The organism is Aequorivita sp. IT1183 (genome assembly GCF_058068265.1).
On record NZ_JBYRHS010000004.1, the window covers coordinates 340,067 to 356,181 of the forward strand.

Below are 16,115 nucleotides of genomic sequence, written 5' to 3' on the forward strand. Positions count from 1 at the left end.
CCAATAAATATACTACAGATGATATCAAAAATGAAAACCCTATTATTCGCTTTTTTCGCGACAATTCTATTTTCTTTCACCGCGCAGGCGCAAGATTCCAGTATGTGGATGCTGGACAAAGATCACACTTCGGTCAACTTTTCAATCAATCACTTCTTTTCTGAGGTTAACGGTAATTTCACCGATTTTGACGGCAAATTTCAGATAGACCCTAAGAATATTGCTGATGGGAAATTAAGCTTCACTGTTAAAACACATAGTGTTAATACTGAAAATGCAAAAAGAGACAAACATTTACAATCTCCAGATTTCTTTGATGCCGAAACCTATCCAGAAATAACGTTTTCTTCAACAAAGCTGGAGTCAACATCAATAAATGAATTCCTCGCACACGGCGATTTAACAATTAGAGGTGTGACCAAAAAGGTTTCTTTGCCTTTTAAAATCACAGGGCAAATGGAGCACCCAATGATGAAAGGAACCATGATTATGGGGTTGTTACTTAACACTACCATTAATAGAACAGATTACAAAGTGGGCACGGGCAGCTGGTCTACAACAATGGTTGTTGGCGATGAGGTGCAAATCAATATTCCAATGGAGTTAAATCAAAAAAGATAATCAATTATGAAATCAAATATATCTAAGTCAATTGTAGCGGGTATCGTTGGTACCATAGTAATGTCTATTGTAATTTTAATGGCTCCTTATATGGGGATGCCAAAAATGTCGCCTCCTGCAATGGTAGCGGGAATGTTAGGAATGCCCTTATTTGTGGGCTGGATAATGCATTTTATGATAGGGATTGTATATGCATTTGTTTATGTCTATCTATTTAATCCTAAAGTAAAAATTGCAAATACCTTAATATCTGGGTTGCTATTTGGCTTTTTGGCATTTGTTTTTGCGAAAATTATGATGACAATTATGGGCGCGGCTCCAGGCGAAGGATCTATGGTAATGCTATTGATGGCAACATTAATTGGCCACCTTGTATTTGGATTGGGAGTGGCTTTTACTGCTCGTAAATAATTATAACTAACTAGTAAACAGAATTGTCAGAAGTTAAGCTTGTCTAAAATAATTTATAGAAAGCAGAACTTATGATAGTTTTGTTTTAACAAACACAACATATTATGGGAAAACCAGATTTTACAAAACTAAAAGTTCTTTACATTAACTGCACATTAAAGCAATCTCCGCAAACTAGCCATACGCAAGGATTAATGAATGTTTCGCAAAATATTCTGGAAGCCGAAGGGGTTTCTTTTGAAAACATTCGCCTTGTGGATCATCCCGTTGCATACGGAGTATATCCAGATATGACCGAGCATGGCGCGAAAGAAGATGCTTGGCCTGAAATTTGGAAAAAAGTAGATGAAGCAGATATATTAATTATCGGTAGCCCAATTTGGTTGGGAGAAAAATCTTCGGTTGCTACAAAATTAATTGAACGTCTTTACGCAATGAGTAGTTTGCAAAATGAAAAAGGACAATATTATTTCTACGGAAAAGTAGGGGGTTGTATCATTACGGGTAATGAAGATGGAATAAAACATTGTTCAATGGGTATTTTGTATGCCATGCAACATGTGGGCTACAGTATTCCGCCGCAAGCAGACTGTGGTTGGATAGGCGAAGCTGGGCCAGGTCCGAGTTATTTGGATGAAGAAAGCAATGCCAAGAATAACGGTTTCACTAATAGGAATACTACCTTTATGACTTACAATTTGCTTCATTTGGCAAAAATGCTGAAAGAGCAAGGTGGTTATCCAGCTTATGGTAATTCACGAAAAGCTTGGGACGACGGCACCCGCTGGAATTTTGAAAACCCGGAATATCGTTAAGAGTATCGGTTTTCTTAATATTTCGGCATAGTGCTTGATTTCTTCTGTGAAAAATATGAATTATGAAAACACGAAATATATTATTTGCAGCGTTGTTTTGTTTTATTCTTGGTGGCGTAACTGCGCAAGATAAAATCGCTAAAGCACAACTAGCCACTAAAACAGACCAAAGTAGGATGGCTATTTTGTTGAATTCAAAAAACTTTGAATTTGTAGCAAACACCATGTATCCGTTGGGGCAACCGCCAAAAAATTTAGTGGGTAGTAGTTATTCCGTAACCTTTTCGCCAGAAATGATTATCAGCAATATGCCGTTTTATGGGCGCGCATATAGCGCTATGATTTCGGGAAAAGATAAAGGAATGCGCTTTAAAGGAGCGCCGGAAGATTTTACCATTGCGGAAATGAAAAGGGGCTATGAAGTAAAGGCTACAGTGAAAAATGAAAACGATACCTATACGCTTCTGCTAACAGTAAGCGACTCTGGTTTTGCAACACTTTCTATTAATACCAATAATCGAGATACTGTGAATTATCAGGGTGAAGTTAAATAATATTCAATGTTTAACTTAAAGATATCTTCAGTTTCATAACTTTTATACTATTTCAATGAGTCTATTCAACAAAATATTAGGAAACTCCAGTGAGGTTTCTGCTGAAAAATTAAACGAAAAATACGGTCGACTTTTAATTGAGGGCGAAGTAGTTGAACTTGGTTTCAAACTTTTTCGAGATGTATTTATGTTCACGAATAAACGCCTAATTTTAATAGACGTGCAGGGAATAACAGGCAGCAAAGCCGAATATAAATGTTTGCCTTATAAGCACATTTCAAGATTTTCGTTGGAAACCGCTGGTACTTTCGACTTGGATGCCGAACTAAAAATTTGGATTTCAAGTGAAGACTTGCCGACGGTGAGTAAAAAATTCAACAAAAGCATAGATATCTACGAAGTGCAGAGGTATTTGGCAGGAAAGGTTTTGTAGTTTTTGCCAGTAAATCTCAATCTCTAAGCCTTTAAACTCCTAAACTTTTTAAAGCACCAATTCCGTAAAGAGTCGCTCTAAAGTTTTGTCTAAATCGTCGCTAAATCCATTGTGAGGGCGCGACGTTTGAAGTGACGAACTGCGTTGTGCCGTAAGCCATCTGAAGCGATCGGGGATTTCCCATTGTGCCACAAGACCACCTTCTTTTGACCCAGAGCAAATTTTCTGGAAAGCGTTTAGGTTTTGATTAAAATCTGTTTCTTCCAATTCGCAAGAAAATAACTTTAGTTTTTCTGTGTCTATTTGGTATTTACAGTTCAAATATTTAGCTCCTTTGCTAAAAAGAATGATACCCACATTCAGGAATTCCTCGCGTTCTACGCGTGGCACCAAACGTATTACCGCATATTCATACAAGTGTTTCCCGGGCATCCTGAATCTGTTTTACAAAGTTGTTTGCATTATTTCTACGCTTTACTAAAAACTGAAAATACACTTCGCTTATTTCTTCGGCTTTCATTTCTGAACCTTCCCAGTTTAACCAATCTGCGGGGATGAGGTTTGTAATTTCCCGAAGCTTTTCATCTGGAAGCAAAGCAATCATTTCATTGTTTATTTCTTCAACTAAAGATGCTTGCGGAAGCAAAACGTGATCTTTTATATAAATAAACGGACTAATAGCTGTTTTTTCCCAATTGTCCCATGCGTGATGAAAATAGTAAGTGGCGCCGTGATCAATAAGCCAAAGTTCTTTATGCCAAATAAGCATATTTGTGTTTTTCACCGTACGATCAATGTTGGTAGTAAACGCATCAAGCCAGACAATTTTGGAGGCCAGTTTTTCTTCAACTTGAGTAACTATCGGATCAAAAGTTAGCGCTCCCGAAAGAAAATGGAGAGCGAGGTTAAGACCTTGGCTACCTTTTAAAAGATCCTGTATTTCTTCATCACCTTCACTACGTCCGAAAGCTTCGTCCAAGTTTGCGAAAACAAGTTCGGGCACTCTCAGTCCTAAAGTTCGTGCAATCTCGCCACCCAGCAATTCAGCAATCAATGCTTTTACGCCATGACCTGCACCGCGAAATTTTAAAACATATTTAAAATCGTCATCCGCTTCGGCCAAAGCAGGTAAGGAACCTCCTTCCCGCAGTGGGGTAATGTAACGCGTAACGTTTACAGTACGGAGTTCTATTTTGTTGGTTATCATTGATTGCAAAATTAGGTTTATTTGTGAATATGATACCCGAAATATTTAAAGATGTTTTTTTGCTTCCAAAAAATGAATTGCCGCTATTTTTAATAATATAAATTCGTATTTTGCTCAATTGTGAAACATTAAACTGAAAATTATTGAATTTAACCATTGAAAACATTTTACTTGTTGGTTCGTTATTGCTTTTTATAAGCATAATTGCGGGTAAAACTTCCTATAAATTTGGCGTTCCCACCTTAGTTCTTTTCTTGGGAATAGGAATGCTTGCCGGCGAAGATGGAATTGGCGGCATCAGTTTTAACGATCCACAACTCGCGCAATTAATTGGCATAATTTCATTAAACTTTATTCTTTTTTCTGGCGGGCTTGATACTAACTGGAAAACAGTAAAGCCTATTATGAAAGAAGGTTTTATGCTTTCAACATTGGGGGTTTTACTTACTGCTGTTGGTTTAGGAACTTTTGTGTTTTATGTTACCGATTTTACCATTTATGAAAGTTTGCTCTTAGGAAGCATAGTTTCATCAACAGACGCAGCCGCCGTGTTTTCTATTTTACGTTCCAAAAATCTTGCACTTCGCTCTAATTTACGTCCTACTTTAGAAATGGAAAGCGGTAGTAACGACCCAATGGCTTATGTGTTAACTATTGCCTTTTTGGGGTTGGTAATTAATCAGGATAAAGGTTTAGTAACTATGATTCCGTTGTTTTTTCAGCAGATGATAATTGGAACCATCGCTGGTTTTGGCTTTGGGAAGCTGAGCAAGATTATAATTAACAAAATTAAGTTAGATTTTGAAGGTTTATACCCAGTGCTGGTTATCGCCTTAATGTTCATCACCTTTTCAGTAACAGATTTCTTTGGTGGAAATGGCTTTTTAGCCATATACATCTGCGCCGTATATTTAGGAAATCAATATCTAATTCATAAAAAAACCATTCTCAAAATGTATGATGGTTTGGCGTGGTTAATGCAAATCGTGCTCTTCTTAACCTTAGGACTTTTAGTTTTTCCTTCACAGATAGTCCCTGTTATTGGCATCGGACTTGTAATCTCGTTGTTTCTAATTTTTGTTGCGCGTCCGGCGGCGGTTTTTATAAGCCTTATTCCCTTTAAAATGAAATTGCGCAGACGGTTTTATATTTCGTGGGTGGGGTTACGTGGAGCTGTGCCCATTGTATTTGCGACCTATCCATTATTGGCTGGAATTGACAAGGCTAATATGATGTTCAATATTGTATTTTTTATATCGCTTACCTCTATTTTAATTCAAGGAACTACACTTTCTGTAGTAGCCAAATGGTTAAAAGTGAGTATTCCAAGCGAAGAGAAAAAATTGACTCCTTCAGAAAAATTTCTCGAGGAACACCCCAAAACAGAAATGCGGGAGATAGGCATAGATAATGGAAACATAGTGGTAGGAATGAAAATTGTGGATATCGAATTTCCAAGCACCGCAATTATTGCAATGATAAAAAGAGACGATAAATATATTACGCCAAACGGTAGCACAATTATTCATGCAGACGATGTGCTTATAGTGCTTTCTGAAACAAAAAAGGGAATTAAAAAGGTCTTCCAAACTTTAAAGATTAAGGAGTTTTCGGCTACTTAAATTGAATAGTACTGCTTGAAACAAAGGCAGAAATCAATAAAAAGCTGTAGTTTTATTGTGAAAATAATTCAGTAAAAAATCTGTGAAGAAACTGTTCAAAATATCGCAAATAACGATTTTTCTATTTCTCTTGGGAATAGTTGGAGGCTGCCAAGAACCCAAAGAAATAGGCTCGTACCATCCAAATCATTGGGAAGACCATTATGTAGATGCTAAAGCTATACAGCCAATAAATGATTCGCTGCAAAAGGGAACAACTTATTTGAGTATTTACTCAAATATCTACAGTTTTTCGATGGAAAAATCGCACAGTTTAACTGCGATGGTGAGCCTTAGAAATGTTAGCATTACAGATACAATTTACATTGCCAAAGCAGATTACTACAATACTAACGGCGAGTTGATTCGTCATTATTTCAAAAAACCAATCTACTTAAAACCATTAGAAACTGTGGAAATTGTTATTGATGAAGTAGACAATCACGGTGGTAGCGGCGCCAATTTTATTTTTGAATGGACCACAAAAGCCTCAACTCCCGAACCGTTTTTTGAAGCAATTATGACTTCGCTTCGCGGCTCGCAAGGATTGAGTTTTACTACGCAGGGAAGAAGAATTGAGTGAATTCAATTTAAAAATTTTCATGTTATAAATCTTGCCAGATTACATTTTTTTTTTGCGCTCTTTTTGATGAAATTGCCACAGAGCCACAGAAAACAAAAGGATTTCTTCACAATCACCCAATTTCACAGTTCAAATAGAAAAGCTTAACTGGGTTGCTTTGTGAAGCTGAAGCACCAATTTTGAATCTTAAATTTTAAATCTTCAATCAATTTGTTTTCGTTATTTTTGAAGAAAAAGAATTGAAATGAAAATAGTAGTTTCCCCAGCAAAAACGCTGGATTTTGAATCCAAACTTCCCACTAGTCGCGGCACTCAACCCAAATTTTTGGAAGAAGCCGAAATGATAAACAACAAGCTAGAACGTAAAAGCAAAAAGGCAATCGCGCAATTGATGGACATCAGCGATAAACTGGCACAGCTTAATTATCAGCGATATAAAGAATTTAGCACACCTTTCACAAAAGAAAACGCCCGCCCAGCGGTTTACGCCTTTGCTGGCGATGTTTATACAGGATTAGATGCTTATACAATTCCTGCGGAAAAGATTGATCTTTTACAGGATTCGCTCCGTATTCTCTCTGGAATGTACGGAATATTACGACCGTTAGATTTGATGCAAGCCTACCGTTTGGAAATGGGCACTAAGATTTCTATAAACCGCAAAAAAGATTTATATGCTTTTTGGAAAAAAACACTTACAGAAACATTGAATGACGAATTGGAAGATGACGAACTTTTCTTAAATCTCGCCAGTGTAGAATACTTTAGCGCCATTGACGAAAAGAAATTGAAGGTGCCAGTAATTTCACCAGTTTTCAAAGATTTCAAAAATGGGGAGTTAAAAATAATTTCCTTTTTCGCCAAAAAAGCACGCGGCAGCATGGCGCGTTTTGCTATTGATAACAATGTGAAATCTTTAGATGAATTGAAAGCTTTCGACTATGACGGTTACAACTATAGCGAAGAATATACCGAGAAGGAAAATGAGCCTGTTTTTATAAGGTAGTTTATGATATCGAAATCGAAAACGAAAACTGAAAACTAAATCGTCAATCTACAATCGTAAATTTATTTGTTTCATCACATTCATCCATATCCGCCATTCATTCCGGAAACTGCAACTAAGTTGATTGTTGGCACCCTGCCGCCACCGCGTTTTACCACAGGCGAATTGAAAGATGGCGATGTAGATTTTTGTTACGGAAGTCGCGACGGGCAGTTGTGGGTGATTTTGGATAAGATTTTCGGTCTAAATTTGAAGTTTGAAACCACCGCAGAAGCCATCGAGCAGCGCGAGTATTTTCTTAAAAAAAAAGGTATTGGCATTTGCGATATGGTTTCTTCCGCTAGGCGCGAAAAAGTGGATGCTTCAGATATTGGAATGTTGGAAGTTGAGCTTCGCGATTTGATTTCTGTACTTCAGCAAAATCCTAAAATAGACACCTTGCTTTTCACGGGAGGCAATAGTAAGAATGGCCCTGAATATTTCTTCCGAAGAAATTTAAAGGCGTACAATATTTCCTTAGAATTAGTTTCAAACAAAGTGCCGCGCATTCATCAATTTAAAATGCCCGAAAACGAACGGATAGTTAAAACCGTCTCACTAATTGCACCTTCTGGTGCAGCAAATAGGGCAGTAGGCAGCCTTGCCGCGTATAAAAAAATGAAGGCCGAATTTCCCGAAAAAACTACTATCGATTTTCGGGTAGCTCAATACAAACTCTTTTTTTAATATCATTTAACACATTGGATTTGGGAGCTTTAATACTTCTATTTTAAATATTCCTTCACGCTATAAATGATTATTACACGGTACTAAAAAGAGTCTAATATTCGGTGGTGTTTTAAGCCAAATCTTTACTGTCTTTCTACTCATTCTTACCTTCTTCTGCGCATAGAGTTGCGTGATTTTATAATTCATAGGTTTCATACAAAATTCAATATTTTATGATTTTAGCGGTAAATAGTCTACAGATATTCCTTTTTTTTTGAATGTAAATTGAATGTTAAATTTTTGAGTTTAAAAGTATTGTGACTGGTGTTTTAAAATCAAAGGCGTTAACTCTCTTATAGACAATATTTTAAAAAATGCATAAAAAATTATTTCTTTGCAATCATAAATATTCTGGGGATGAAGTCGATTTTTGTTTTGGGAATTGTTTGGCTTATGTCATATTTTATGCTATTTTTAACGACCTTTTAACTAAGAATATTATTAATTATTAATTTAAATTACAATCTATGAAGAAAATTACACTCACGCTTCTACTGTTATTTTTTACGGTCGGAAGCGTTTTTAGTCAATGCATTGGAACTTCGCCGTATCTGACGGTAACTGCTAATAATAGTGGTGCAGTGCAAACCATAACCACCTGTAGTTGGGGTGGTGATTATAATACCATTAATGGTTTAATAGCAGGTAGTAATTACCGATTCACCTCTACTGCTCCATATGTAACTATTACAAATACAAGCAACGTTGTAATAGCATCTGGAACTTCACCCATAGTTGTGAACAACATTGCTTCTACATCTATTAGGTTTCATACGCATTCTTCACCTCCTCCAGGTTGTGGAACTGCTGCTACTTGTTACACTAATACTTTACAAAATCTTACACCACCACCACCACCGGCAAATGATCTTTGTGCAGGTGCAATTGAGTTAACAGCTGATGGTACAGTGCCTGGTACAACTACCAATGCTACTGTTGATACACCAGGGGCTTGTGGGGGAGTTAGTATTACTGCAGCCGGAGTATGGTACTATTTTGACGATGTTAGCGGTACAGGTTCTTCTGTAACTGTTAATACATGTGCAGCCGTTGGTTATGACACTAAACTTTCTGTGTACACTGGTGCTTGTGGAGCACTTACTTGCGTAGGAGCAAATGATGATGCTGGTGCCCTTTGTGCTGCTAGTGGCGTTAGAAGTGAAGTAACATTTACTTCAGATGGTTCTTCTAGATATTACGTTTTAGTACACGGTTTTGGTTCTAATGCTGGTAATTTTGAACTTAATATTACTGGTTTCCCAGTACTTTCTACTGGTAACCCTCCAACTATAGTATGTCCTGCTAATATTTCAGCAAATAATTCTCCAGGAACTTGTGGCGCAGTTGTCAACTTTGCTGGACTTGCTTTTGACGATGAAGATGGAAACATCTCTGGCGATATTGTAGCAACCCCACCAAGCGGAAGTACTTTCCCAGTAGGTGATACTACTGTTACCCTTACTGTTACAGATAGCGATAATAATACAGTAGATTGTAGTTTTATTGTTACTGTAATTGATAATGAAAATCCTGTGGCAGTATGCCAAGACATTACAATAGACCTTGATCCAGTAACTGGTATGGCAACAATTACTGCTGCCGATTTAGATAACGGTTCAACAGATAACTGTACTATAGCTTCAAGAACTTTGAGTGTATCTACATTCGACTGTTCAATGGTAGGTCCAAACACAGTAACTATGACTGTTACTGATAGCGCTGGAAGAACTGCAACTTGTACTTCAACAGTAACTGTTCAAGATGTTACTCCACCTGAAGTATTCTGTGTAGGCGGATTTGGAGTGTTCTCAGAATCTGAAGACTTTAATGGCGCAGCCGTTCCAACAGGATGGACAACAGTGATAGAAACTGGAGTTGCAAATTGGGCTTTCGGTTCAGGAGACATGCCTATTGGTCCTGACTTTGCTACCAACGCTGCTATTTTTAATGATGATGCTGCCGGTAATGGATCAGTAAATCTAGTAAGATTGCTCTCTCCTGTATATGATCTTAGCGCTGCCTCAAATGTAACTGTAGGTTATGATGTAGCCTTTAGAGAATTTGGTGACCAAGAACTTAAAGTAGAGGTATATGACGGTGCGGCATGGCAACAAATTGCTATTTATGATGCAAACTTGACTACTATTCAAACGGAATCTTTCGACGTCTCTACTTATGTAAATGCTGCATTCCAAGTGCGTTACACTTTTGACGATCTTGGCGGATGGGGCTGGGGAGCTGGCGTTGACAACTTCTTATTGAACTATGAAGCTGCTGCTGGCGGTGGACTTGATGTTTTCCTTGATGCAAACGGTATGGCTTCTATTAGCCCTAACGATCTTGTAACTGGTGTTAACGAAGCTTGTGGATACACAATTAGCGCCGGTGGTGCTGGTGGTGGAACAGCAGGCGCTCTAACTTCACTTTTCACTTCAAATAATGGCGGTTCAACAGGTTGGGCAGTAATGTATGACGTAACAGTTGGACCTACTGATATTGAATTGACTGAAGTTGATATTAATACAGCAAGCACAACAGTATTTGATTTAGACTTATATGTTAAAACAGGTACTTATGTAGGAAGTGAAACCAATAGTGCTGCTTGGGGTGCCCCAGCTGCATCTGGTTCAGGAACTGGCGCAGGTCAGGATATTCCTAGCAATGTTGTACTAAATGCTCCTGTAGTACTTTCTGCCAATACCACTTACGGTATTGCAGTAGTAACAGATGGCGTTGGACAGAGGTATACTAATGGTACTGGTGCTAATCAGAGCTATTCAAATGCTGAACTTTCAATGTCCCTTGGTTCTGCAGTAACTGGATTATTTACAGGTTCAATTTTCACCCCTCGTGTGTGGAATGGAACTTTACACTACGTAACATCTGGAGGTTCAGGCTTAGAATTTACTTGTGCAGATCTTGGCGAGAATATTATTGAGGTAACTGTTACGGATGCAAGTGGAAACGCTTCTACCTGTATGGCAGTTGTAAATGTAATAGACAATACTGCTCCAGTAATTACTTGTGGAGTTGCTAATATTACATCCGAAGCTACAGATTTTGAAGGTGCTTCAATTCCTTCTGGCTGGTCTACAGTTGTTACTTCTGGTAGCGCTGACTGGGCTTTCGGTTCAGGAGATATGCCAATTGGAAATGATTTCCCGACTAATGCAGCTATCTTTAATGATGATGCAGCAGGAAGCGGTGAAGTAAACTTAGTTTCACTTATTTCTCCAGTTTATGATATCTCTGCAGCTGTAACAGCATCTATCTCTTTTGATTATGCAATGCAGGAATTTGCAGGAGACGGAACCCTTGCTGTAGAAGTATATGATGGTGCAGCTTGGCAACAAATTCTATTTGTTGATGTTGATACTAACCCAACCAATTCAGGAGCACTAGATATGGCTGCTTATATGAATGCTGACTTCCAAGTTCGTTTTACTTACGACGATGAAGGCGGCTGGGCTTGGGGAGCTGGTGTAGACAACTTCCAAATTGATTTTGAAGGTGTAAGCACTGGTAACGTTGTAGAAATTGAGCTTGGACCAGATGGTACAACTACTCTTGATCCTTACAGCTTACTTTCTGATATAAATGAAGCTTGTGGTATCGCTACTATTGCAGTAGATGTACCTACAGTAACTTGTGCAGATATAGGAACCCCAGTAATGGTTACAGTTTTCGTAAGCGATACTAGTGGTAACCTTGCATCTTGTGTGGCTGAAGTTCATGTGGTAGACAGACTTGCACCGGTACTTACGTGCCCTGCAGATCAAACTGTAGATCCAGGAGCAGGAAACATTTTCTATATCGTTCCAGATTACTTCGCAACTGGCGAAGCGATTGCTGACGATAACTGTACAGATCCTGTAACGTTGACTACTCAAGTTCCGGCTCCAGGCGCGGCATTGCCAGATGGTGTTCACACCATTAGCTTTACTGCTACTGATGAGTACGGTAACATGTCATCTTGTGATTTTGAACTTACAGTTACAACTGTTCTTGGTGTGAATCAGAATTCTTTAGATGCTGGTGTGGCTTTATATCCAAACCCAGCGAGCAATGTTGTAAATCTTGTTAACAAGACCAACATCTCTCTAGATAAAATGATGATTTATGACATAAATGGAAGACTTGTAAACCAAGTAGACCTTCGCACAATGCAAGGTGAAAAAGCAGTAGATGTTTCGTCTCTTGCATCTGGTGTTTACGTTGTTCAGATTATTGGTGAAAATGCAAGCACTGTGAAGCGCTTGATTAAGAAATAATCAATAACCAATTATAAAAGGAGAACCCCTTCAGCTTTTGCTGAGGGGGTTTTTTCATTTTAACTAATTTAGATATTTAATATTCTTAAAGAGATTCCTTTCATAATCTCAATTGTAACTTAATAAACCCGAAGCTAATATATAATTGGTAATTTTTACCATTATAAACTTAACACGTCGTTTTAACATAAATTTAATAATTCAGGGGTTTTTTAATAAATTTTTGGCTATTAAACAGCAGTTTTATCGATAATTTCTACACTTTGGCTTAAGCTTGGCTTAAACTTAGCTTAAACATGGCTAAGCCGCATCTATTATTAGTGTAATTTTGGTCATCTATTAGAAGGACATATTTAGATTGATTTAGATCTTATAGAACCCCCTAAAAAATAGATGTTTTATGAAAAACAATACTCAAAGTCCCCAAACAACTTCAATCAAACTAAAGGGATTTCTCGGAATCATTCTCGTAATTGCTTTAACGATGCCAGCTATTGCTGTGTCGCAATCGCCTTCTCCAGTTAATCTTGGAACTGCTGGCAATTACGTGGTCTTAGCAAAATCAGGAGTTTCAGCTACTGGAACCACTTCAATCGTTGGCGATATTGGAGTTAGCCCTATTGACCAAACCGGTATAACTGGATTTAGTTTAATATTAGATTCCTCAGGTCAATTTGCTACTTCATCTTTAGTTAATGGAAAAATATATGCATCAGACTATGCATCACCAACTCCAACAAAATTAACGACTGCTATAAGCGATATGGAAACTGCATATACCGATGCAGCTGGAAGAACGCCAGATTACACTGAATTACACGCTGGTGATCTTACCGGACAGACCTTAACCACGGGTGTTTATAAATGGGGTACCAATGTTTTAGTTTCTGAAGCTGGTGTTACTCTTTCAGGCAGTCCAACAGATGTTTGGATATTTGAGATAGCACAGGATTTAATTATAGCTAACGGCGCAATTGTTACGCTTAGTGGAGGTGCGAAGGCATCAAACATTTTCTGGCAAGTTTCTGGACAAGTTACTCTTGGAACAACATCAGAATTTAGTGGAAATATATTGTGTCAAACACAGATAGCGATGCAAACAGGAGCAACTTTTGACGGAAGAGCACTTGCACAGACCGCTATAACGTTAGATGGTAATAATGTTGTACTTAGTGTTAATGACAGTTCAATAGACGAAGGTTTGGCTTTATACCCGAATCCCGCAGACAACCTGATTAACCTAGTAAATAGCAACAATACTTCTCTCGAGAAATTGATGATTTATGATATAACAGGAAAACTTGTTAACCAGACTAACCTTCGCAATATGCAAGGTGAAAAATCGATAGATATTTCAGCATTAGCAACTGGGGTTTATGTTGTAAAGATTGTTGGTGACAACGCAAGTTCTGTGAAGCGTTTGATTAAAAACTAATAAATTTAAACCCACCAAATAAAGAGAATCCCTTCAGCTTTTGCTGAGGGGATTTTTCATTTAAGATAACTTCACAAGACAAATCTTGCTATTTGTGTATCTTTACGTATCTATTAAAAAAATTCCACAATGAAAAAAATAATTCCCTTTTTGGCACTTGCCATTATTGTAACTGCGTGTAACAATTCTAAAGAAAAATTAAACAAAAATGATGAACAGATGAATAGCACCGAAAACCCGCTACTTTCCGAAAGTACTTTGCCCTACGGAGCACCGGATTTTTCAAAAATAAAAGATGAAGATTTTAAACCTGCAATGCTTGAAGGTATAGAACAGCAAAAGAAAGCCGTATCTGAAATTGCAGATAATAGTGAAGAACCCACTTTTGAAAATACAGTTCTCGCTTTGGAAAAAAGTAGTGTGCTTTTAAACAGAGCTTCTCAAGTATTCGGTGCCTTAGCTGGTGCAAATACCAACGAAACGCTTCAAGCTGTGGAAACCGAAATGGCGCCTAAATTCGCAGCCCAAAACGATATGATTTATTTGAACGATAATCTGTTCAAACGTTTTAAAACACTTCACGATAAAAAAGAATCATTAAATCTAGATACGGAATCCTTAAAATTACTTGAAAATTATTACGAAGATTTTGAAATAGCTGGCGCTAATCTTTCTGCTGAAGACAAAGAAAAACTAAAGGAATACAACGGAAAAATCGCAACGCTTACAACTAAATTTGGCAAAACACTTTTGGATGCTAATAATGCTGGTGCTGTAACTTTTACCAATAAAGAGGAATTAGCAGGCGTGGATGAAGATTTTCTGAAATCGAAAGAAAATGAAGATGGTAAAGGCTGGACCATTCCATTGCAGAACACGACGCAACAACCTCTACTTCAATCTATGGAAAATAGAGCGAGTAGAGAAAAGCTCTATAAAGCCGCTTGGCACAGAGCAGACCAAGGTGCTAATGACACCCGCGAATTAATTAAGGAATTGGTAGAAGTACGTGCTCAAAAGGCAAAACTTTTAGGGTTTAATAATTATGCCGAATGGAGTCTTCAAAAAACAATGGCAAAAACTCCTGAAAATGTAAACAAATTCTTCAGCGGACTTATTCCAGCGGCCACTGCCAAGGCGCAAGCAGAGTCTAATGAAATTCAGAAAATGATTAAAAGCAAAGGACAGGATTTCACATTAGAGCCTTGGGACTGGAATTATTATGCTGAAATGGTTCGTAAAGAAAAATATGATTTAGATGAAAATCAAATAAAGCCATATTTTGAATTGAAGAATGTTTTGGAAAAAGGTGTGTTTTACGCCGCTGAAAAATTGTACGGCATTACCTATAAACCTAGAACTGATATTCCAACCTATCACGAAGATGTTATGGTTTATGAATTGTTTGAAGAAAACGGCGACGCGCTTGGACTGTTTTATGCAGACTTTTTTGCACGCCCTAGCAAAAGTGGTGGCGCTTGGATGAGCAACTTTGTTACGCAATCTAAATTGTATAATAAAAAGCCAGTAATATATAATGTGCTTAATATTCCAAAACCAGCGGGGAATGAACCTGCATTATTAACCTATGACGAGGTATCCACGATGTTCCACGAGTTTGGACATGCGCTTCATGGTTTCTTTGCAGATCAGCAATACCCTTCGCTTTCGGGAACTGCCGTAGCACGTGATTTCGTAGAGTTTCCTTCACAATTTAACGAAAACTGGGCATTGTATCCAGATGTGTTGAAAAACTATGCGCTACACTATAAAACTGGCGAGCAGATTCCGCAGCAGTTAATTGATAAAATTAAAAACTCGGGAACTTTCAATCAAGGATATAGTTTAACCGAAAATTTGGCGGGTTCTAATTTAGATATGCAATGGCACATCATTTCGCCAGACAAAAAGATTGAAGATGTAAATGCGTTTGAAAAGTTAGCGTTGAATAACACAAAACTTAATGTGGTACATGCAGTGCCACCAAGATACCGTTCAACCTATTTCTCCCACATTTTTGCTGGAGGATATGCTGCTGGATATTATTCCTATTCTTGGACTGAAATGTTACATCACGATGCCTACAATTGGTTTGAAAACAACGGCGGACTTACTCGCGAAAACGGTCAACGTTTTAGAGATATGATTCTTTCAAGAGGAAACACTTTGGAGCTCGAAAAAATGTATAAAGACTGGCGTGGTAGCGATCCGAAAATTGAGCCAATGCTTAAGGCACGAGGCTTGAAATAATTGAATAAAATGAAAACCACGAATACCCGAATGTTTTTTTATTCGTGTATTCGTGGTTTTTTTATATCCATTTGAAGCTGAAGGGCTCCAGAGGATATTT

The 16,115-nt window shown here is 37.8% G+C and carries 14 protein-coding genes; 12 read left to right on the plus strand and 2 right to left on the minus strand.

The window, feature by feature from the left end:
- Positions 1-30 precede the first annotated feature (30 nt).
- From AC3RVF_RS09955 to AC3RVF_RS09975, 5 genes are all read left to right on the plus strand, one after another.
- Complete coding sequence (locus AC3RVF_RS09955) at positions 31-621, plus strand: YceI family protein (RefSeq protein WP_489693293.1); 591 nt, start codon at positions 31-33, stop codon at positions 619-621.
- A gap of 6 nt (positions 622-627) precedes the next feature.
- On the plus strand, positions 628-1,032 hold the full coding sequence (locus AC3RVF_RS09960; protein ID WP_489691492.1) for a DUF6789 family protein: 405 nt from the start codon (positions 628-630) through the stop codon (positions 1,030-1,032).
- A gap of 104 nt (positions 1,033-1,136) precedes the next feature.
- Positions 1,137-1,847: a flavodoxin family protein gene (locus AC3RVF_RS09965; RefSeq protein WP_489691493.1), complete on the plus strand. Its 711-nt coding sequence runs from the start codon at positions 1,137-1,139 to the stop codon at positions 1,845-1,847.
- 62 nt (positions 1,848-1,909) lie between these two features.
- Complete coding sequence (locus tag AC3RVF_RS09970; protein ID WP_489691494.1) at positions 1,910-2,401, plus strand: DUF4251 domain-containing protein; 492 nt, start codon at positions 1,910-1,912, stop codon at positions 2,399-2,401.
- Between the two features lie 55 nt (positions 2,402-2,456).
- On the plus strand, positions 2,457-2,834 hold the full coding sequence (locus AC3RVF_RS09975) for a PH domain-containing protein (RefSeq protein WP_489693294.1): 378 nt from the start codon (positions 2,457-2,459) through the stop codon (positions 2,832-2,834).
- Positions 2,835-2,882: 48 nt separating this feature from the next.
- Here the strand turns inward: AC3RVF_RS09975 and AC3RVF_RS09980 are convergent, their stop codons facing one another.
- Both AC3RVF_RS09980 and AC3RVF_RS09985 read right to left on the minus strand, forming a co-directional pair.
- Positions 2,883-3,266: a DUF3037 domain-containing protein gene (locus AC3RVF_RS09980; protein WP_489691496.1), complete on the minus strand. Its 384-nt coding sequence runs from the start codon at positions 3,264-3,266 to the stop codon at positions 2,883-2,885.
- A complete protein-coding gene (locus AC3RVF_RS09985; RefSeq protein ID WP_489693340.1) occupies positions 3,244-4,038 on the minus strand; it encodes a HipA family kinase in 795 nt (264 codons plus the stop codon). Before AC3RVF_RS09985 ends, AC3RVF_RS09980 begins: the two co-directional genes overlap by 23 nt.
- A gap of 146 nt (positions 4,039-4,184) precedes the next feature.
- Between AC3RVF_RS09985 and AC3RVF_RS09990 the strand changes: the two genes are divergently transcribed.
- From AC3RVF_RS09990 to AC3RVF_RS10020, 7 genes are all read left to right on the plus strand, one after another.
- Complete coding sequence (locus AC3RVF_RS09990; RefSeq protein WP_489693295.1) at positions 4,185-5,663, plus strand: potassium/proton antiporter; 1,479 nt, start codon at positions 4,185-4,187, stop codon at positions 5,661-5,663.
- Between the two features lie 82 nt (positions 5,664-5,745).
- On the plus strand, positions 5,746-6,285 hold the full coding sequence (locus tag AC3RVF_RS09995) for a DUF3124 domain-containing protein (RefSeq protein ID WP_489691500.1): 540 nt from the start codon (positions 5,746-5,748) through the stop codon (positions 6,283-6,285).
- Positions 6,286-6,529: 244 nt separating this feature from the next.
- Positions 6,530-7,291 (plus strand): peroxide stress protein YaaA, encoded by a 762-nt coding sequence (gene yaaA, locus AC3RVF_RS10000; protein WP_489693296.1) that lies wholly within the window; start codon positions 6,530-6,532, stop codon positions 7,289-7,291.
- Positions 7,292-7,357: 66 nt separating this feature from the next.
- Positions 7,358-8,017 (plus strand): uracil-DNA glycosylase family protein, encoded by a 660-nt coding sequence (locus AC3RVF_RS10005; protein WP_489691502.1) that lies wholly within the window; start codon positions 7,358-7,360, stop codon positions 8,015-8,017.
- 509 nt (positions 8,018-8,526) lie between these two features.
- Positions 8,527-12,330 carry an HYR domain-containing protein gene (locus AC3RVF_RS10010; protein ID WP_489691503.1) on the plus strand — a complete coding sequence of 1,268 codons (3,804 nt, stop codon included), beginning with the start codon at positions 8,527-8,529 and terminating at the stop codon, positions 12,328-12,330.
- A gap of 400 nt (positions 12,331-12,730) precedes the next feature.
- Complete coding sequence (locus AC3RVF_RS10015) at positions 12,731-13,765, plus strand: ice-binding family protein (RefSeq protein ID WP_489691504.1); 1,035 nt, start codon at positions 12,731-12,733, stop codon at positions 13,763-13,765.
- A gap of 129 nt (positions 13,766-13,894) precedes the next feature.
- On the plus strand, positions 13,895-16,015 hold the full coding sequence (locus AC3RVF_RS10020) for a M3 family metallopeptidase (protein ID WP_489693297.1): 2,121 nt from the start codon (positions 13,895-13,897) through the stop codon (positions 16,013-16,015).
- Positions 16,016-16,115: the final 100 nt, after the last annotated feature.